This window comes from Brenneria sp. hezel4-2-4 (assembly GCF_013155275.1).
Lineage (GTDB): Bacteria > Pseudomonadota > Gammaproteobacteria > Enterobacterales > Enterobacteriaceae > Brenneria.
Genome location: NZ_JABJXS010000005.1, coordinates 19,042 through 37,818 on the forward strand (window position 1 = coordinate 19,042; position 18,777 = coordinate 37,818).

Consider the following 18,777-nt stretch of genomic DNA (forward strand, 5'->3'; position numbering starts at 1 on the left):
GGATTTACTCGTGACAACAATTGTAAGTGTACGCCGCAACGGCCACGTGGTCATCGGCGGCGATGGGCAGGCCACGCTGGGAAACACCGTGATGAAAGGCAACGTGCGAAAAGTGCGGCGTCTTTATAACGATCGCGTTATCGCCGGTTTTGCCGGCGGTACGGCAGACGCATTTACCCTATTCGAACTTTTTGAGCGCAAGCTGGAAATGCATCAGGGGCATCTGGTGAAAGCCGCCGTAGAACTGGCGAAAGATTGGCGTACCGATCGTATGCTGCGCCGGCTGGAAGCGTTGCTGGCCGTGGCGGATGAAAATGCATCACTGATTATTACCGGTAATGGCGATGTCGTACAGCCGGAAAATGATTTGATCGCCATCGGTTCCGGCGGTCCCTATGCGCAGGCTGCCGCTCGCGCGTTACTGGAAAATACGGAGTTAGGTGCGCGGGATATTGTCGAGAAATCGTTAAGTATTGCCGGCGATATCTGTATCTATACCAACCAGTTCCACACGATTGAAGAATTAGCCTCAAAGGCGTAAGGATCAACTATGTCTGAAATGACCCCGCGCGAAATAGTCAGCGAACTTGATAGCTATATCATCGGTCAACACAAAGCCAAGCGTGCCGTGGCGATTGCGTTGCGTAACCGCTGGCGGCGTATGCAGTTGGAAGAAGTGCTGCGCCACGAAGTCACGCCCAAAAATATCCTGATGATCGGCCCTACCGGGGTGGGTAAAACCGAAATCGCCCGTCGTCTGGCCAAGCTGGCCAACGCGCCTTTCATCAAGGTAGAAGCCACCAAATTCACCGAAGTCGGCTATGTCGGTAAGGAAGTCGACTCGATCATCCGTGATTTAACGGATTCAGCGATAAAAATGGTGCGTCAGCAATCCATTGAGAAGAACCGTCACCGCGCCGAAGAGTTGGCGGAAGAACGTATTCTTGACGTGCTGATCCCCCCGGCTAAAAACAACTGGGGGCAACCGGAAGAGAATGCCGAGCCATCGGCGACGCGTCAGACGTTTCGCAAGAAACTGCGCGAAGGCCAACTGGACGACAGAGAGATTGAAATCGATCTGGCCGCCGCGCCGGTCGGCGTCGAGATCATGGCGCCGCCGGGCATGGAAGAAATGACCAACCAGTTGCAATCCATGTTTCAGAATCTGGCGGGTCAGAAGCAGAAAGCCCGTAAAGTGAAAATCAAGGAGGCCTTCAAGCTGCTGATCGAGGAAGAAGCCGCCAAACTGGTTAACCCGGAAGAGCTGAAGCAGCAGGCGATCGAAGCCGTCGAGCAGCACGGTATCGTGTTTATCGATGAGATCGACAAAATCTGTAAGCGAGGTGAGAGTTCCGGCCCGGACGTGTCCCGCGAAGGCGTACAGCGCGACCTGCTGCCGCTGGTGGAAGGCTGCACCGTCTCCACCAAACACGGTATGGTCAAAACCGACCACATCCTGTTTATCGCATCCGGCGCATTTCAGGTTGCCAGCCCGTCGGATCTGATCCCCGAATTGCAGGGGCGCTTACCCATTCGCGTTGAATTACAGGCGCTGACGACGGAAGATTTTGAGCGTATCCTGACGGAGCCAAGCGCATCATTGACCGAGCAATACAAAGCATTGATGGCAACAGAAGGCGTCGGCATTGAATTCTCCACAGACGGTATCCGCCGCATTGCGGAAGCCGCGTGGCAGGTCAACGAGCGTACAGAGAATATCGGCGCGCGTCGTCTGCATACCGTACTGGAGCGTTTGATTGAAGATATCTCTTACGATGCCAGCGAAATGCACGGTCAAAACGTTACCATTGACGCAGATTACGTACGTAGTCACCTGGATGAATTAGTAGCAGATGAAGATCTGAGCCGATTTATCTTATAATCCGTTTTCACGGATCGTCCTGTTAACTGTCAAGTGGGAGGCCAAGGCCTCCCACTTGTGTTTATAGCACTGTCGTTACAGCAATTTTTTATAAACAGCCATATTCATATTATGGAAATTGAAGCACACCATGACCTCATCAATCCGTAGCAGCAAGACCAAAGCCTGGCTGGACAGTTTACGTCCTAAAACATTGCCATTAGCTTTCGCTTCTATCGTCACCGGCTCGGCGATTGCAAGCTGGCATAGCAGTTTTAAACCGGGAATTGCATTACTGGCGCTGCTGACGGCCGGATTACTGCAAATTCTTTCCAATCTGGCGAATGACTATGGGGATGCGATAAAAGGCAGCGACACCGAAGAGCGTATTGGTCCATTGCGCGGTATCCAGACCGGCGTCATTACCCTGCCGCAGCTACGCAATGCGCTGATCGTCACCATCGCCCTGACCATTATTTCCGGCGTCTCGCTGGTGATTGCCGCCTGTGAGAAACCAACCGACATCATCGGTTTTCTGGTGCTGGGGCTGCTGGCTATTCTGGCCGCCATCACCTATACCGTCGGGAACAAACCCTACGGTTATATCGGGCTGGGCGATATCTCAGTGCTGATCTTTTTCGGCTGGCTGAGCGTCGCCGGCTCCTACTATCTGCAAACCGGCCATTTCGATAGCATCGTCATGCTGCCGGCGACCGCCTGCGGGCTGTTGGCGACAGCGGTTTTAAATATCAATAACCTACGCGACATCGACAATGACCGCATCAGCGGGAAAAATACGCTGGCGGTGCGTCTCGGCGCGCAAAAAGCCCGCTGCTATCACACCGTATTGCTGCTGCTGGCGCCGGTTTGCCTCGGCCTGTTTGCCCTACTCTATCTGCATAGCCTGGCGGGCTGGCTGTTCATCCTGACGCTGCCTTTGCTGCTCAAACAGGCTATCTATGTTCTGCGCGAAACCAGCGCCTTCAGCATGCGTCCAATGCTGGAAAAAACCGTCAAGGGCGCGCTGCTGACCAATATTCTGTTTGCCGTGGGCGTTATGCTGAGCTGATGGCGGAAGTGAACGGTACGCAACAGTTTACTGATGCGTATCAAGTTAACATTTGATGATTTTGCCAACATCCGTCAGAAAGGGATATACTCATTACCCCAGCGGCAAACTGACGTAAATCCTATGAAATACGATACTTCCGAACTGTGCGATATTTATCACGAAGAGGTGAATGTTGTTGAACCTCTGTTCTCCAATTTTGGCGGGCGTACTTCATTTGGTGGGAAAATCACCACGGTGAAATGTTTTGAGGATAACGGCCTGCTTTATGACCTGCTGGAAGAAAACGGCAGCGGGCGCGTACTCCTGATCGACGGCGGCGGCTCGGTGCGCCGGGCGTTAATCAACGCGGAGCTGGCGAGGCTGGCGACCCAGAACGAATGGGAAGGCATTGTCATCTACGGCGCGGTACGTCAGGTAGACGATCTGGCCGAGTTGGATATCGGTATCCAGGCGATGGCGGCGATCCCGGCCGGCGCAGCCAGCGAAGGGATTGGCGAAAGCGATATCCGCGTTAATTTTGGCGGCGTCACTTTCTTCTCCGGCGATCATCTTTACGCTGACAACACCGGGATTATTCTGGCGGAAGATCCGCTGGATATTGAATAATCTGGTTCTACCGCCAAACGTATTGAACGGCGAAAAGGGCGAAAGGCCGCCCTTTTCTGAAAGCGTCAGACTTCTTCCATTTTCCCTAACAGGGCCCGCAGGCGCTCCTGCCATACCGTCTGTTCTTCTTTCAACTGCTCGTTCTCGCGCACCAGCGCTTCACGGGAACTGGCGGCAGCCTGCACGTCCTGCGACAAGGCGTTGTTCTTCTCTTTCAGCTCTTCAATTTCCATTTGTAACAGCGTAATCGTATCAATCGCTTGCTGAACTTTCGCTTCCAGCTTTTCAAATACTTCAAATGACATTCTTCAAACCCCTTTTAATCGCAAGGCATAAATTCAGTTAACGCTGACCCACAGCGTCCGCGCGGTCGCTACACGACGACACGCCTGACGCGGTTGCCTGTTTAATACGCCCCTGGACGTAATCCGATGGTGGACCTGACAACAGGTTGACCATAACAGAATTGTATGTAGCCAATGTATCCCTGTCTAGCAGACATCCCACACAACCGAGAGTGTGACACCTTTTATTTACCACCACTATCAGCACAAACTGAAAAAGAACCTTAACCGCTTGCCGCCTGATTGCTTATGTTAAGAAATTTAACCTGGCGCTTAACATGAGACATGCGTTACCAACCATAAAAGGCTAGCGAACTAAGCGAATACGCTCATTTTCTTGACGAACAACACACATTTTAATTTCGATATTTCTCGTTTTCGAACATTAACGATAAATTCACACTATAAATACATCAAAGCAGGGAGCGCTGTATTCAATGTCCCCCTGTAAACCCACTACTCTGTACTCTAGCCAGTAGGAAAATAATTATGAGTCAACTAAAAAGTTCTACCCTCAAAGGCCAGTGTATCGCCGAATTTTTGGGCACCGGTCTGCTGATTTTCTTCGGCGTCGGCTGCGTCGCCGCCTTGGTATTGACAGGGGCCAGCTTCGGGCAATGGGAAATCAGCATCATCTGGGGTCTTGGGGTGGCGATGGCTATCTACCTGACCGCCGCGATTTCCGGCGCTCACCTCAACCCGGCCGTCACCATCGCCCTTTGGCTGTTTGCCTGTTTCGATCGCCGGAAAGTCGTGCCCTATATTCTGTCGCAGATCGCCGGCGCCTTCTGCGCCGCGGCGCTGGTCTACGGCCTGTATCACAACCTGTTCGTCGATTTTGAGCAGACGCATAACATGGTGCGCGGCAGCACGGAAAGCCTGAACCTTGCAGGTATATTCTCGACTTACCCCAATCCCCACATTTCCGTCGGGCAGGCGTTTTTGGTTGAAACCGTGATTACCGCCATCTTGATGTGTCTGATTCTGGCGCTGACCGACGATGGCAACGGTATTCCGCGCGGGCCGCTGGCTCCCTTGTTGATCGGTATTTTAATCGCGGTCATCGGCGCCTCCATGGGGCCGCTCACCGGGTTTGCGTTGAACCCGGCGCGTGACTTCGGCCCGAAATTGTTCGCCTTCCTGGCGGGCTGGGGAGAGGTCGCCTTTACCGGTGGACGCGATATCCCTTACTTCCTGGTGCCGATTTTTGGTCCGCTGGTCGGCGCCTGCCTCGGCGCGTTCGGCTATCGCGCTTTGATTGGCCGTCATCTGCCATGCGATGTGTGTCAGACCGACAGCGAAACGATGACACATACGGAAACCCGCTAAATTTAGCGTTACAGCGATCCTCCTTTTACGGTTAACCATTACAGGATTTGATTTATGAACCCGGAAAAAAAATATATCGTCGCTATCGATCAGGGTACGACCAGCTCCCGTGCCGTGGTACTGGATCACGATGCCAATATCGTCAGCGTCTCACAGCGTGAGTTCAGCCAAATTTATCCGAAAGCCGGCTGGGTAGAGCACGATCCGATGGAAATTTGGGCTTCGCAAAGCTCCACCCTGGTGGAGGTGCTGGCCAAGGCAGGCATCAATGCGGATGAAGTTGCCGGCATCGGTATCACCAACCAGCGCGAAACCGCCATCGTATGGGAAAAAGAGACCGGTAAACCCATCTACAACGCCATTGTCTGGCAGTGTCGCCGGACGGCGGAGATCTGCGAAAAACTGAAGAAGGACGGGCTGGAAGAATACGTCCGCAATACCACCGGACTGGTCGTCGACCCGTACTTTTCCGGCACCAAAGTGAAATGGATTCTGGATCACGTGGAAGGCTCGCGTGAACGCGCTCAGCGCGGCGAATTGTTGTTCGGTACGGTCGACACCTGGCTGATTTGGAAAATGACGCAGGGACGCGTTCACGTAACGGATTATACCAACGCATCCCGTACCATGCTGTTCAACATCCACACCCTGGAATGGGATGAGCGTATGTTGCAGGCGCTGGATATTCCACGTGCCATGCTGCCCGAGGTGCGTAGCTCTTCCGAAGTTTACGGGCAAACCAATATCGGCGGTAAAGGCGGCACGCGTATTCCGATTGCCGGTATCGCGGGCGACCAGCAGGCGGCGCTGTACGGACAGCTTTGCGTTCACCCGGGCATGGCGAAAAACACTTACGGCACCGGTTGCTTCCTGTTGATGAATACCGGCACCGACGCCGTGCTGTCGAAACACGGACTGTTAACCACCATCGCCTGCGGGCCGCGCGGCGAGGTCAACTATGCCCTGGAAGGTTCCGTTTTCGTCGGCGGCGCCTCCATTCAGTGGCTGCGTGATGAACTGAAGCTGATTGGCGAGTCGATGGATTCGGAATATTTCGCCACCAAAGTCAAAGACACCAACGGCGTTTATGTCGTTCCCGCCTTTACCGGACTGGGCGCGCCCTACTGGGATCCCTATGCCCGCGGCGCTATCTTCGGCCTGACCCGCGGCGTCAATGCGAATCACATTATCCGCGCAACGCTGGAATCGATCGCTTACCAAACCCGTGACGTACTGGATGCCATGCAGGCCGATGCTAATACCCATCTGAAAGCCCTGCGTGTAGACGGCGGCGCCGTCGCCAACAACTTCCTGATGCAATTCCAGTCCGATATTCTCGGCACGCGCGTTGAGCGCCCGGAAATCCGGGAAGTCACCGCGCTGGGCGCTGCGTTCCTGGCGGGTCTGGCAACCGGCTTCTGGAACGATCTCGATGAGGTGAAAAGCAAAGCCACGATTGAGCGTGAGTTCCGCCCCGGTATAGAAACGGTCGAACGTAACTACCGCTACAGCGGCTGGAAAAAAGCCGTCGCGCGCGCCCGTAACTGGGAAGAACACGACGAATAATCATTTGCGGGCGCGCCTGGCGCGCCCATTTTACCTCGGTGGAGCAGGGCCTTAGAAACCCAACCGACCGGAGAGAAGATCGCAACGACGAGCGTCGTTCGGGATGTTACAGCAAGCTGTTACCGCTTTCTTGATCGCACTCATGCCGATACGGAGGCAATTCGTCGCCGGAAATAATTCATGCAACAAAAGCCATGCAATCCGCAAAAATCGTACCGATAACATAAACCGCCATACAATGGCGTATTGAAAAAACCAACTGTCATTTCACCAAGAATGTTACTTTCGTCGCCTGTCGGTAACAGGCTTCACATTTCATCGCTCTACGGTGCATAATCCCACTTTATTGTTACGCTATTCCTTCAGGTCGCTCCCTGCATGAAAAATCAACGCGTCACGTTACAGGACATCGCACAATTGTCCGGCGTCACCAAGATGACGGTTAGCCGTTACCTTCGCACGCCGGATAAAGTTGCGCCTGAAACCGCCAAACGCATTGCCCAGGTGATGGTCGAGGTCAATTACAGCGACGAGAATCAGAAAGAAAGTAAGCCGCCCGTCCTTGCGCCCCGTCTTGGCATACTGGTTCCTTCCTTTAATAACCAAATATTTTCCGATCTGCTGGCAGGGATCGAATCGGTAACGTCGGCCAATGGTTATCAAACGTTAGTCGTGAACTATGACTACGACAAAAACCGTGAAGAAGAGCAGATTATCAGCCTGTTATCGTGTCAAATTTCCGGTTTGATTCTGACCGACTCTGAACATACGCTGCGCGCCAACAAATTTTTGGATTCGGCGGAAATTCCGGTTGCTCAGGTTATGGATCTGGAACCGCTTGCCGGTCGCATTGTGGTGGGATTTAACAACTATCAAGCGGCGTATGATATGACCGGCGCGCTTTTAGCCAGCGGGAAACGTCATATCGTTTACTTCGGCTCCATGTCGGATATTCGCGACCGCAAGCGCTATCAGGGTTATAGCCAGGCGATGCAGGATGCGGGTCTGTCCCCGATGCAAATCACCCCGAATAAGGTTTCCTCGGTGTCGATCGGCTCCGGCATGCTGGCGCTGGTGCGCCAGATGTATCCACAGGTGGACGCGATTTTCTGTACCAATGATGATATTGCCGTTGGCGTGTTACAGGAATGCCTGCGCCTGTCTATTGCGGTTCCGGCACAGATGGCGATATCCGGTTTTCATGGTCTGGACATCGGCCAGGCCACAACGCCGGCCATTGCCAGCGTCGTCACCCCGCGCTTTGAAATGGGTAAAGTGGCGACGGACATTTTAATTAAAAAAATCAATAAACTCCCCACCATAGAGTACGTCGATCTCCATTATCGGCTTTCTCTTGGCGGAACGCTCTGAACCGACTGCAAAGCAATCGCCGGCGGTGGCCGCTCCCCCTTTCCATGATTTTTTCTGTCTGATGGCGACGCGCTGTAAGAATAATTGCAGCGCCGATCACGTTACCGGTAACATCTTTTTTTAACATTATTTACAGTGATCCGAATCACAAACCTGAAACCGAAAAACAGGTCTCATATTTGCATCGGTCAACAACAGAGTATTGCGTTATTTTTTGACGAATAAAAGAGATCATTAACAGCACATCAGGGTAGCGGTTATTTACTACCTTAATTAAAAAAGAACATTATTTCTGAAAATAAAATCAGAGGATAACATGTGGATTTTAATTTTAAAAATCCGCCGTTCTTTTTTTATCTGAAATGCAACGCATATTTGAAAATATTATTTTAAATTAAACAGGTAACCATGATGACAATTAAAAAATTGGCGGTCCGACGTTGGTGGTATTTAATGCCCATCATATTTATTACCTATAGTCTGGCCTATCTCGATCGGGCTAATTATGGATTTGCGGCGGCTTCCGGCATTGAAGTCGATTTAGGCATTACAAAAGGAACGTCCTCTTTAATTGGCGCGCTTTTTTTCCTGGGCTATTTTTTCTTTCAGGTGCCGGGGGCAATATATGCGGTAAAGCGAAGCGTGCGGAAATTAATTTTCTTCAGTCTGATCTTATGGGGAGTTTGCGCGGCCGCTACCGGTCTGGTCAGTAATATTCCGATGCTGATGGTGATCCGTTTTATCCTCGGCGTGGTGGAAGCCGCGGTTATGCCGGCGATGCTGATTTATATCAGTACCTGGTTTACCAAAGCCGAACGTTCTCGCGCCAATACCTTCCTGATTTTGGGAAATCCGGTTACGGTTCTGTGGATGTCAATTGTCTCAGGATACCTGATCAACGCCTACGGCTGGCGCGAAATGTTCATCATTGAAGGCGCGCCGGCTATTATCTGGGCCTTCTGCTGGTGGATTCTGGTACGGGATAAACCCGCCGACGTGTCATGGTTGAGCGCACAGGAAAAAGCCGATTTACAGGCGGTGATGGACAGCGAGCAGAAAAATATCAAACCCGTGCGTAACTATGGCGAAGCGCTGCGTTCACGCAATGTCATTATGCTCTGCGCCGTACACGCTTTATGGAGTATTGGTGTTTATGGTTTCATGATGTGGATGCCATCGATTATCAAATCCGCCGCGTCGATGGATATCGTTTCAGTTGGCTGGCTGTCGGCGCTGCCTTATTTTGCCGCCATTGTCACGATGCTGACCGTTTCGTGGCTGTCGGATAAAATGCAGAACCGCAAATTGTACATCTGGCCGTTGTTGCTGATTGCCTCCGCGGCTTTCTTTACCTCCTACTCAATAGGCAATCACCATTTCTGGCTTTCCTATGCGTTGCTGGTTATCGCCGCAGCCTGTATGTATGCCCCTTACGGCCCGTTCTTTGCCCTGATTCCCGAATTGCTGCCGAAAAACGTCTCTGGCGTATCCATCGGATTGATTAATAGTTTCGGCGCACTGGGCGCTTTCCTGGGCGCCTGGCTGGTGGGTTATCTGAATGGCATTACCGGCAATCCGAGCATGTCATACAGTTTTATGGCCGTCGCGCTCTTGCTTTCGGTGGTGATCATGACCAAAGTTCGTGCGCCCGCTCAGGAAAATCCCGCGATGCCCGTTACAAAGGAAAGCCTTACCCAACGTTAATCGCCGCTATCCGTGCCGTTCCGGCGGCACGGACAACGCCTGGTTCGCCCGCACGGCAGATAGCCGCGCGGCCGCCCGGATCTGTCCGCTGCTTGTCATTTTACGCTTCCCGCCATCGGGTGTGATAAAATCTTCGCCCACCAACTCCCTTCCCCGATTAACAACAGACAGGTATCCATGAAACGTGAATTAGCCATCGAATTCTCACGCGTCACTGAAGCGGCCGCGCTGGCAGGCTATAAATGGTTAGGCCGCGGCGACAAAAACGCCGCCGACAATGCGGCGGTACAGGCAATGCGTATTATGCTCAATCAGGTCAATATCAATGGTCGGATTGTCATTGGCGAAGGCGAAATTGATGAAGCGCCGATGCTATTTATCGGCGAGCAGGTCGGCACCGGTCAGGGCGATACGGTAGATATCGCCGTCGATCCGATTGAAGGCACGCGCATGACCGCCATGGGGCAGGCTAATGCGCTGGCGGTGCTGGCCGTTGGCGAAAAAGGGGCTTTTCTGCATGCGCCCGACATGTATATGGAAAAACTGATTGTCGGCCCTGAAGCCAAAGGCGTGATTGATTTGGCGCTTCCGCTGGCGGACAACCTGCGCAATGTAGCCCGAAAAATGAATAAACCGCTCAGCCGGTTAACGGTCATCACGCTGGCCAAACCACGTCATGACGCGATAATCGCCGAGATGCAGCAGTTAGGGGTAAAAGTCTTCGCCATCCCGGACGGGGACGTTGCCGCCTCCATTCTGACCTGCATGCCGGACAGCGAAGTCGATGTGCTGTACGGCATTGGCGGCGCGCCGGAAGGCGTTATCTCCGCAGCGGTGATTAGAGCGCTCGACGGCGACATGCAGGGCCGCCTGTTGCCTCGCCATCAGGTTAAAGGCGACAGCGAAGAGAACCGCCGTATCGGTATCGACGAGCTGGCGCGCTGCCAACAAATGGGGATTGAAGCCGGAAAAGTGTTGCAACTCAGCGATATGGCGCGCAATGACAACGTGGTCTTCTCCGCCACCGGCATCACCAAGGGCGATCTGTTGGAAGGCATCTCGCGCAAAGGCAATATCGCCACCACCGAAACGCTGCTGATCCGCGGTAAATCACGCACCATCCGCCGTATCCAATCCACGCATTATCTCGATCGTAAAGATCAGGCGTTGCATGATTTTCTGCTTTAAGGCGATGGTGAACGCCTCCGCATCAACCGGCTGAATTGTTTCACAGTTGTTAATAAATAGCGTATCTTAGTGGCGGCCAATTACTGGCCGCGCTGACGCGACGTAGATATCGTCAGACGCTGTAATTCACAGTACCGCCATAGAGACAGGAGCACAGAACGATGGCTGAATGGGTGACAGGCAAGGTTATTCAGGTGGAAAATTGGACAGAGAGCCTGTTCAGTATCCGGGTTCATGCCCCCACCGCGCCCTTCACTGCCGGGCAGTATGCCAAACTGGCGCTGGATGTAGAGGGCGAGCGCGTTCAGCGCGCCTATTCCTATGTCAACGCGCCCAGCGACCATAATCTTGAGTTCTATCTGGTTAACGTCCCTGAAGGGAAATTAAGCCCTCGTTTACACGCACTGCAACCCGGGGCCGACATCATGATAACCAAAGAGGCCGCGGGCTTTTTTGTGCTGGATGAGATCCCGCCGTGCGAAACCCTGTGGATGCTGGCAACCGGCACCGCCATTGGCCCTTTTCTTTCCATTTTGCAGGAAGGCAAAGATCTGGCGCGCTTTAAAAACATTGTGCTGGTTCATGCCGCCCGCTTTGCCCGTGACTTAAGCTATCTGCCGCTGATGCAGCAGTTGCAACAGCGCTACAACGGTCAACTGCATATTCAAACGGTAGTCAGCCGCGAGGAAGAAACCGGTTCGTTGACCGGCCGCATCCCTGCCCTGATCGCCAACGGCACGCTTGAATCCGCCGTGGGTTTATCCATGGATGCGCAGACCGGTCACGTCATGCTGTGCGGTAATCCGCAAATGGTGCGCGATACCCAGCAAATATTGAAAGAAGAACGGCAAATGACCAAACATCTGCGTCGCCGGCCCGGCCATATCACCAGCGAACACTACTGGTAATGACTCTTCAGCGGCGGAATCTTAACGGTTCCGCTTGCGGCCCAAAACGATTGTCGCCGGCGGTGCCGGCAAAAACGCCGCAGTCGAGAAACACCATCACGCAAATTAACGTGGGAATAAAACGGCCGATGCCCCACTGCCAGATAGATGGCAGCATCGACCAGTTACCGGCGGCCAGGATCCATGCCACTATCAACAATAGCGCCCACCAGCCGCTTTTATTACGATCGTGCAGGCGTTTTACCACTATCGCCGACGTTGGCCACAGCAACGCCACGATAGCGAACGCGGTGGATTGCGTATCCAGCCAGTTCTGTCCGGCCAACGTAAACAGCACCATCAACAGCGCCAGCCAGACGCCAAGCCAAATCCAGAAATCACGGCGGCCAATCCGGCCTTTAAATGAGAAACACCATTGTTGTAGCGTCATTAAATACAGAACCCTGAATTGCCATTTAAGCTTCGCCGAGTTTACCCTAACAGGGCGCAACGCCAGCAATCTTTATGTGAATTTTGACAAGCGCTCACGAATACCGCTTTAATCTGACGTATCGTCGTTACCGCCACTGTTGGCCCAATTTAAAATTCACCTGATAAAATGTATCCATGATAAGAAAAAGCCTCGTCTCCCTGTTTATCCTGCCCGCACTGGCGCTGTCTCCTCCCGGCGCATGGTCTGATCCGATTTTTCCGCCGAAAACGCCGGTTGCCGCGCCTTATCTGTTGGTGGGCGCGCCGACTTTCGACCAGACGATTGTGCAGTTTCGCACGCGTTATAACCTGAGTAACCCGACGCTGCCGATTGGCGAGTTTCGGGTGGTCGATACCGGCCACCACTCCACGCTGCTGACCCGTGCCGCCAGTAAAATCAACGATCGCCTGTATGCGTCAACCGCATTGGAGAGAGGGACGGGTAAAATCAAAACGCTGCAAATCACCTGGCTGCCGCAGCCGGAGGATACGGAAACAGAAGCCCGGCGAACGCAGGCCGTTCATTATATGGCGGCGCTGTCGCGGGCTTTTGTGCCTTCGCTGACGGAAGAACAGAGCATCAAAAAAATCAACGAACTGCTGGCGGAAGGTAAAGGGCAGCGTTTTTACCAGCAAACGGAAGGCGCTTTGCGCTATGTCGTGGCGGACAACCAAGAAAAGGGGCTAACTTTTGCTGTTGAACCGATTAAGCTAACGCTATCCGAACCGTGATCGACAGAGGAATTAATGACGAAAAACCGAGCCACGGCAACATTTCGTCTTTATACTGTTGCTAGTTCAAACTGCCGTCCGGCAGTAAAATTTTGATTCATTCGCTATTCCGCCTGGAGGAAAAAAAATGCGACATCCATTAGTTATGGGTAACTGGAAACTGAACGGTAGTACCGACATGGTCATTGAACTGATTGCCGGCCTGCGTCATGAATTGAGCGCGGTTGACGGCTGCGGCGTCGCCATCGCCCCACCGGCAATCTATCTGGATCAGGCCAATCACCAACTGGCCGGTAGCCGTATCGCGCTGGGCGCGCAAAACGTAGACGTGAATCTTTCCGGCGCCTTTACCGGTGAGACCTCTGCCGCCATGCTGAAAGATATCGGTGCGAAATACATTATCATCGGTCACTCGGAACGCCGTACTTATCACAAAGAAAGCGATGAGTTCATTGCTAAAAAATTCGGCGTCCTGAAGGAAACCGGTTTGATCCCCGTTCTGTGTATCGGTGAAAGCGAAGCTGAAAATGAAGCCGGTCAGACTGAAGCCGTCTGCGCCCGTCAACTGGACGCGGTGCTGAATACGCTGGGCGCCAAAGCGTTTGAAAACGCGGTGATCGCCTACGAACCTATCTGGGCTATCGGCACCGGCAAGTCCGCCACGCCGGCTCAGGCTCAGGCGGTTCACAAATTCATCCGCGATCACATCGCTAAACAGGATAAGGCGGTTGCTGAACAAGTTATTATTCAGTACGGCGGTTCCGTTAACGCGTCCAACGCGGCGGAGCTGTTTACCCAGCCGGATATCGATGGCGCGCTGGTTGGCGGCGCATCGCTGAAAGCGGACGCTTTCGCGGTGATCGTGAAAGCCGCGGCGGAAGCCAAACGCGGTTAACCCTATCCCCTAAAGCGTAAAAAGCTCCCTGCAACAGTAGGGAGCCTTCAGACCGTTGACAAACCTATCACCCTTTATCGAACGGTGATAATGGAATGGAAGAGTAAAGCGTCCGCGCCAGGGATGGCGCGGTTCGAGCTTACAGGGACGTACTTGCAGCGTCTTTACGATCCATCCATTATCGCCGCTCACCAGACTTTGTCAGCAAACTCAAGGCTCCCTGCAACAGCAGGGAGCTTTTTTATCGCCATCAATATTATTATTCCCCGCGGATTGCGGGAATTTGCTGGGTAATGCAGTGAATGTTGCCGCCGCCCAGCAGGATTTCACGGGCCGGCACCCCGCTTATCGTATAGTCCGGGAACATTTGCTGTAACAGGTCGCGGGCAATACCATCGGTACGCGCATCCAGCAGCGGGAAGATAATTTGCTGGTTGCTGATCAGGAAGTTGACATAGGAACCGGCCAGACGCGCGCCGGCAAGACGTTCAACCGCATTGCCGATATCCACGCCCCGCGCTTCTTCCGGAGTCGTATACAACGGCCCCGGCGCCGGCAGTTTCCAGATTTTCAGTTGGCGGCCCTGGGCATCCTTAACGGCGGAAAGCACCTGCCAGGCAGCCTGTGAACGCGCATATTGCGGATCGTTTTCGTCATCCGTCCAGTGCAGCGCCACTTCGCCCGGCCGCACAAAGCAACACATATTGTCGATGTGGCCGTCGGTTTCGTCGTTATAAACCCCCTCCTCCAGCCAGATAATCGTCGAGACGCCGAGATAATCACGCATCAGTTGTTCGATCTGCGCCTTACTCAGCTGCGGGTTGCGGTTGGGATTCAACAGACACTCCGCCGTGGTCAGCAATGTCCCTTCGCCGTCGGTATGAATCGAGCCGCCCTCCAGAATCAGAGGGGCTTCATAACGCGCGTCTTGATGATAAGCCAGCACCTGCGCGGCAACCTTTTCATCCTGGCGCCAGTCTTCATACAGACCGCCGAGTTCACCGCCCCAGGCGTTGAACCGCCAGTCGATGCCCCGCCGTTCTCCGGCCTGATTCAGCACCATCGTCGGGCCGGTATCGCGCATCCAGGCGTCGTCGCTTTCCATTTCAACCAGCGTGACGTTAGCGGGCATGATACGTTTGGCGTCATCCCTATAACGGGCAGGCACGCCCATGATCACCGGCGTTTTCCGCGCAATGGTTTCTGCTACCTGCGCAAAGGTTTTCTGCGCCGGCAGAGCATCATCCCGCCAGTTATCCCGGCGATAAGGCCACAGCATCCACACGGCATCCTGTGACGCCCATTCGGCCGGCATGACAAAACCGTCCTGATACGGCGTGGTCAATTGTGACATCAATTATCTCCGCGTCTTGCCGTCGGAACTGGCGATGGCGCCGTACATGTCCGGGCGACGATCGCGAAACAGTCCCCATGACGCGCGCTGCGCGGCAATGGCGTCTAAATCAAAGGTATGCACCAGTACGGTTTCATCGGTTTTGTTGGCTTGTTCCACTAGCGCGCCGGTTTGATCGGCGATGAAAGAGGAGCCGTAAAACGTCATTTCCAGGCCGTCGATGTATTTACTGGCTTCGGTGCCAATCCGGTTGGAGGCAATCACCGGCACCAGATTGGCGGCGGCGTGACCCTGCTGAACGCGAGTCCAGTGCGGTTGGCTGTCGATATCCGGATACGCCGGTTCCGAGCCGATGGCGGTTGGGTAGAAAATCAGCTCGGCGCCCTGCAACGCCAGGCAACGCGCGGTTTCCGGGAACCATTGATCCCAGCAGATGCCGACGCCGATTTTCGCATAGCGCGTCTGCCAGACTTTAAAACCGCTATCGCCCGGGATGAAGAACTGCTTCTCCTGATACGCCGGCCCATTGGGAATATGGGTTTTACGGTACAGATCGAGCACCGAACCGTCGGCGTCGATCACCACCAGCGAGTTGTAGTAAGCATTATTGGCGCGTTCGAAAAAGCTCAGCGGCAGAACCACTTCCAGCTCGGCCGCCAGCGCGGAGAAATGTTTGATCAGCGGGCTGGTTTCCAGTTCCTGCGCCAGAGCATAGTGTTCCGGGCTCTGGTCGATACAGAAATAGGGCGCGGCGAACAGCTCCTGAATCAGGATCACCTGAGCCCCTTTGGCATGGGCTTGCCGCACCAGCTTTTCGGCATTCTCAATATTCCTCGGCAAATCCCAGGAACACGCCATTTGTGTGGCGGCAACGGTAACTTTTGTCATGCGAAAACCTCAATAATAGCTATTTATACCCGCCGTCTTTTACCAGGCGGATATCAGCAGTTAGCACTATCACGCAGTTGCACCCAACGGGCGCGACCATAACGAGTTTAGGTCAACAAGCCTTCTAATGCGCGGACGGAAACACCTAGTCAGCGATTCACCGAAATGACACGCGCATTATGCCAGTTAAGGGCGTTTGCGTGCTATCTCAATGAACCTTCAGTTCCAGAAGAATCAATTGATCCGGCTTCCCCAATCCCGACGTGGTGTCGCCGGTCTGCGATCGTTAAAAAAAACCCCCGTAAAAACGGGGGTCGGTCGACAAACGGTAATTTCACCTTGCAGGCGGGACAGGCAGCGTCCGGCGCAGGCGAACTCAGGCTGTGGGCTTAGAACAGCTTCTTAGCCGTTTCCAGCCAGTCGCCCTTGAAAGGACGCTTCATATTCTCGATGGCATCGACGATGTCGTGGTGCACCAGCTTTTCATTCTGGATACCGACACAGCGGCCGCCGTAGCCTTGCAGCAGCAGGTCAATGGAATACGCGCCCATGCGGGAAGCCAGAATACGATCGTAGGCGACCGGAGAACCGCCGCGCTGAATATGCCCCAGCACCGTGGCGCGCGTTTCGCGACCGGTTTCTTTCTCAATATATTTCGACAGTTCGTCAATGTTGCAAATGTGCTCGGTAATCGCCACGATAGCGTGTTTTTTACCCTTCTCGATCCCAACCTTGATTTCCTGAACCAGATCTTCCGGGCTAAATTCCACTTCCGGCAGGACGATAAACTCACAACCGCCGGCAATCGCCGCGGCCAGCGTTAAATCGCCGCAATGACGCCCCATCACTTCGACAATGGAAATACGCTGGTGTGATGAAGAGGTATCACGCAGGCGGTCAATCGCCTCCAGCACCGTTTCCAGCGCGGTGAAGTAACCGATGGTGTAGTCAGTACCCGCGACATCGTTATCGATCGTGCCGGGTAAACCGATGCAAGGAAAACCCATTTCCGTCAGACGCTTGGCACCCATGTAGGAACCATCGCCACCGATAACCACCAGTGCGTCAATCCCCCGGGCTTTCATATTCTGAATGGCGACTTCACGCACTTTTTCATCGCGGAATTCAGGGAAACGCGCCGATCCGAGGAAAGTACCGCCGCGGTTGATCATGTCTGATACGCTATAGCGATCCAACTGAACCATCCGATTCTCATACAACCCCAGATAGCCATCATAGATACCAAAAACTTCCAACCCTTCTGTCAGTGCACAACGAACCACGCCACGAATCGCCGCATTCATGCCTGGGGCATCACCACCGCTCGTCAACACTCCAATTCTTTTAATCATGACAACCTCTGGACTTGTAGATGTAATTTCGCAGGATTTTTCTATCACATATCGGCCGTCGCCTTTTAGTCGACGGCAACCCTAATCTTTTGTAGGCATATTATATCAAATACCCATAGCTGAATTGATTCAGGTCAGACTAAATTGCGCAATAATTTTTCACAGCCATCACGTTTTAAGCATAAATTGACCAAAAGCAATATCAGTCAATCACCGGGCTATATATTCAATAGCCCTCGCTGCGTTTCCGGCACCGTTGAAACCGGATCCTGATGGATAATAATATCGGAACCGGGAAACCGACTGAGCAGCGCTCGCTCTATGTCGTCGGCAATCTGATGCGATTCAACCAGCGGCAATGAATCGTCCATTTCCAGGTGCAACTGGATAAACCGGGTAGGCCCGGAGCGACGGGTGCGTAAATCGTGCGCGCCACGGATGCCCGGCCAACCCGATATAATCTTGACGATCGCCTCGCGCTCCTCATTGGGCAACGCGCGATCCAGCAAAGACTGCACCGCTTCGTATCCCATACGTAACGCACTGTACAGAATATAGATACCGATGCCCAACGCAAACAGCGCATCCGCATGGGTGATGCCTTTCCAGCTTAACACCAGCGCCAGCAGAATCGCCCCATTCATCAACAGGTCGGACTGGTAGTGAAGCATATCCGCCCGCACCGCCTGACTATAGGTTCGTTTGACCACCCAGCGCTGAAATGACACCAGCAACAAGGTCGACACTAAAGCAATAACGGTTACGCCTATCCCCACCTCCGGCGCATGCAGCGTCTGAGGCGCGAGAGTATGTTGCAATCCCATCAAAATAAGGAACACGGCGGAACCGGAAATGAACATACTCTGCGCCAGCGCAGCCAGCGACTCCGCTTTTCCGTGACCGAAAGTATGTTCGGGATCGGCGGGCTGAAGCGAATAACGAACCACCAGAAGATTCACCAGCGATGCGCCGATATCGACCAATGAGTCCACCAGCGATGCCAGTAAACTTACCGAACCGGTGTACCACCAGGCAAACATTTTCATTATAAACAACAGAAGCGCTACGGTTGTCGCGCCAAACGCCGCCATCGTCACCAAACGTGCATACTGTGAACTCATCACGATCTCACTTAA

The 18,777-nt window shown here is 53.5% G+C and carries 18 protein-coding genes; 12 read left to right on the top strand and 6 right to left on the bottom strand.

What is annotated here, in order from left to right; genetic code table 11:
• The first annotated feature begins 10 nt into the window (after positions 1-10).
• The 4 genes from hslV (at position 11) to rraA (ending at position 3,539) form a co-directional block, all read left to right on the top strand.
• On the top strand, positions 11-541 hold the full coding sequence (gene hslV / locus HOY33_RS11975; protein WP_172290446.1) for an ATP-dependent protease subunit HslV: 531 nt from the start codon (positions 11-13) through the stop codon (positions 539-541).
• 9 nt (positions 542-550) lie between these two features.
• Positions 551-1,882 (top strand): HslU--HslV peptidase ATPase subunit, encoded by a 1,332-nt coding sequence (gene hslU, locus HOY33_RS11980; RefSeq protein ID WP_172290447.1) that lies wholly within the window; start codon positions 551-553, stop codon positions 1,880-1,882.
• Between the two features lie 130 nt (positions 1,883-2,012).
• Positions 2,013-2,930: a 1,4-dihydroxy-2-naphthoate polyprenyltransferase gene (locus tag HOY33_RS11985; protein ID WP_172290448.1), complete on the top strand. Its 918-nt coding sequence runs from the start codon at positions 2,013-2,015 to the stop codon at positions 2,928-2,930.
• A gap of 123 nt (positions 2,931-3,053) precedes the next feature.
• Entirely contained in the window at positions 3,054-3,539 is a 486-nt protein-coding gene (rraA, locus tag HOY33_RS11990) for a ribonuclease E activity regulator RraA (protein ID WP_172290449.1), read from the top strand.
• 65 nt (positions 3,540-3,604) lie between these two features.
• Here rraA and zapB read toward each other — a convergent pair whose 3' ends face one another.
• Positions 3,605-3,844 carry a septal ring assembly protein ZapB gene (zapB, locus tag HOY33_RS11995; protein ID WP_172290450.1) on the bottom strand — a complete coding sequence of 80 codons (240 nt, stop codon included), beginning with the start codon at positions 3,842-3,844 and terminating at the stop codon, positions 3,605-3,607.
• 528 nt (positions 3,845-4,372) lie between these two features.
• On the opposite strand from zapB, the gene HOY33_RS12000 reads away from it, so the two are divergent.
• The 6 genes from HOY33_RS12000 to fpr all read left to right on the top strand — a co-directional run bounded on the left by HOY33_RS12000 (position 4,373) and on the right by fpr (position 11,949).
• Complete coding sequence (locus HOY33_RS12000; RefSeq protein WP_172290451.1) at positions 4,373-5,212, top strand: MIP/aquaporin family protein; 840 nt, start codon at positions 4,373-4,375, stop codon at positions 5,210-5,212.
• Positions 5,213-5,266: 54 nt separating this feature from the next.
• Complete coding sequence (glpK, locus tag HOY33_RS12005) at positions 5,267-6,778, top strand: glycerol kinase GlpK (protein WP_172290452.1); 1,512 nt, start codon at positions 5,267-5,269, stop codon at positions 6,776-6,778.
• Between the two features lie 378 nt (positions 6,779-7,156).
• The gene (locus HOY33_RS12010; RefSeq protein ID WP_172290453.1) at positions 7,157-8,149 is read left to right on the top strand and encodes a LacI family DNA-binding transcriptional regulator; all 993 of its coding nucleotides are present in this window, start codon (positions 7,157-7,159) and stop codon (positions 8,147-8,149) included.
• A gap of 408 nt (positions 8,150-8,557) precedes the next feature.
• On the top strand, positions 8,558-9,853 hold the full coding sequence (locus tag HOY33_RS12015) for an MFS transporter (protein ID WP_172290454.1): 1,296 nt from the start codon (positions 8,558-8,560) through the stop codon (positions 9,851-9,853).
• A gap of 177 nt (positions 9,854-10,030) precedes the next feature.
• Positions 10,031-11,041, top strand: a complete 1,011-nt coding sequence (gene glpX / locus HOY33_RS12020) for a class II fructose-bisphosphatase (RefSeq protein WP_172290455.1) — start codon at positions 10,031-10,033, stop codon at positions 11,039-11,041.
• Between the two features lie 161 nt (positions 11,042-11,202).
• A complete protein-coding gene (gene fpr / locus HOY33_RS12025; RefSeq protein ID WP_172290456.1) occupies positions 11,203-11,949 on the top strand; it encodes a ferredoxin--NADP(+) reductase in 747 nt (248 codons plus the stop codon).
• A gap of 7 nt (positions 11,950-11,956) precedes the next feature.
• Here fpr and HOY33_RS12030 read toward each other — a convergent pair whose 3' ends face one another.
• Positions 11,957-12,379, bottom strand: a complete 423-nt coding sequence (locus HOY33_RS12030) for a DUF805 domain-containing protein (RefSeq protein ID WP_172290457.1) — start codon at positions 12,377-12,379, stop codon at positions 11,957-11,959.
• A gap of 176 nt (positions 12,380-12,555) precedes the next feature.
• Here HOY33_RS12030 and HOY33_RS12035 point away from each other — a divergent pair, with 176 nt between their 5' ends.
• Both HOY33_RS12035 and tpiA read left to right on the top strand, forming a co-directional pair.
• Positions 12,556-13,152: a DUF1454 family protein gene (locus tag HOY33_RS12035; protein WP_172290458.1), complete on the top strand. Its 597-nt coding sequence runs from the start codon at positions 12,556-12,558 to the stop codon at positions 13,150-13,152.
• Between the two features lie 127 nt (positions 13,153-13,279).
• The gene (gene tpiA / locus HOY33_RS12040; RefSeq protein ID WP_172290459.1) at positions 13,280-14,047 is read left to right on the top strand and encodes a triose-phosphate isomerase; all 768 of its coding nucleotides are present in this window, start codon (positions 13,280-13,282) and stop codon (positions 14,045-14,047) included.
• 259 nt (positions 14,048-14,306) lie between these two features.
• On the opposite strand, the gene aguA is transcribed toward tpiA, so the two are convergent.
• The 4 genes from aguA to fieF all read right to left on the bottom strand — a co-directional run bounded on the left by aguA (position 14,307) and on the right by fieF (position 18,762).
• On the bottom strand, positions 14,307-15,401 hold the full coding sequence (gene aguA / locus HOY33_RS12045; protein WP_172290460.1) for an agmatine deiminase: 1,095 nt from the start codon (positions 15,399-15,401) through the stop codon (positions 14,307-14,309).
• Positions 15,402-15,404: 3 nt separating this feature from the next.
• The gene (gene aguB, locus HOY33_RS12050; protein ID WP_172290461.1) at positions 15,405-16,289 is read right to left on the bottom strand and encodes an N-carbamoylputrescine amidase; all 885 of its coding nucleotides are present in this window, start codon (positions 16,287-16,289) and stop codon (positions 15,405-15,407) included.
• A 389-nt stretch (positions 16,290-16,678) separates the two neighbouring features.
• On the bottom strand, positions 16,679-17,641 hold the full coding sequence (gene pfkA, locus HOY33_RS12055; RefSeq protein WP_172290462.1) for a 6-phosphofructokinase: 963 nt from the start codon (positions 17,639-17,641) through the stop codon (positions 16,679-16,681).
• A 218-nt stretch (positions 17,642-17,859) separates the two neighbouring features.
• A complete protein-coding gene (gene fieF, locus HOY33_RS12060; protein WP_172290463.1) occupies positions 17,860-18,762 on the bottom strand; it encodes a CDF family cation-efflux transporter FieF in 903 nt (300 codons plus the stop codon).
• Between the last annotated feature and the right edge of the window lie 15 nt (positions 18,763-18,777).

What these genes read in the sequence shown, in the direction of transcription:
- hslU (WP_172290447.1), top strand. Translation starts at nt 551, where the DNA reads ATGTCTGAAATGACCCCGCGCGAAATAGTCAGCGAACTTGATAGCTAT.
- HOY33_RS11985 (WP_172290448.1), top strand. Translation starts at nt 2,013, where the DNA reads ATGACCTCATCAATCCGTAGCAGCAAGACCAAAGCCTGGCTGGACAGT.
- rraA (WP_172290449.1), top strand. Translation starts at nt 3,054, where the DNA reads ATGAAATACGATACTTCCGAACTGTGCGATATTTATCACGAAGAGGTG.
- zapB (WP_172290450.1), bottom strand. Translation starts at nt 3,844, where the DNA reads ATGTCATTTGAAGTATTTGAAAAGCTGGAAGCGAAAGTTCAGCAAGCG.
- HOY33_RS12000 (WP_172290451.1), top strand. Translation starts at nt 4,373, where the DNA reads ATGAGTCAACTAAAAAGTTCTACCCTCAAAGGCCAGTGTATCGCCGAA.
- glpK (WP_172290452.1), top strand. Translation starts at nt 5,267, where the DNA reads ATGAACCCGGAAAAAAAATATATCGTCGCTATCGATCAGGGTACGACC.
- HOY33_RS12010 (WP_172290453.1), top strand. Translation starts at nt 7,157, where the DNA reads ATGAAAAATCAACGCGTCACGTTACAGGACATCGCACAATTGTCCGGC.
- HOY33_RS12015 (WP_172290454.1), top strand. Translation starts at nt 8,558, where the DNA reads ATGATGACAATTAAAAAATTGGCGGTCCGACGTTGGTGGTATTTAATG.
- glpX (WP_172290455.1), top strand. Translation starts at nt 10,031, where the DNA reads ATGAAACGTGAATTAGCCATCGAATTCTCACGCGTCACTGAAGCGGCC.
- fpr (WP_172290456.1), top strand. Translation starts at nt 11,203, where the DNA reads ATGGCTGAATGGGTGACAGGCAAGGTTATTCAGGTGGAAAATTGGACA.
- HOY33_RS12030 (WP_172290457.1), bottom strand. Translation starts at nt 12,379, where the DNA reads ATGACGCTACAACAATGGTGTTTCTCATTTAAAGGCCGGATTGGCCGC.
- HOY33_RS12035 (WP_172290458.1), top strand. Translation starts at nt 12,556, where the DNA reads ATGATAAGAAAAAGCCTCGTCTCCCTGTTTATCCTGCCCGCACTGGCG.
- tpiA (WP_172290459.1), top strand. Translation starts at nt 13,280, where the DNA reads ATGCGACATCCATTAGTTATGGGTAACTGGAAACTGAACGGTAGTACC.
- aguA (WP_172290460.1), bottom strand. Translation starts at nt 15,401, where the DNA reads ATGTCACAATTGACCACGCCGTATCAGGACGGTTTTGTCATGCCGGCC.
- aguB (WP_172290461.1), bottom strand. Translation starts at nt 16,289, where the DNA reads ATGACAAAAGTTACCGTTGCCGCCACACAAATGGCGTGTTCCTGGGAT.
- pfkA (WP_172290462.1), bottom strand. Translation starts at nt 17,641, where the DNA reads ATGATTAAAAGAATTGGAGTGTTGACGAGCGGTGGTGATGCCCCAGGC.
- fieF (WP_172290463.1), bottom strand. Translation starts at nt 18,762, where the DNA reads ATGAGTTCACAGTATGCACGTTTGGTGACGATGGCGGCGTTTGGCGCG.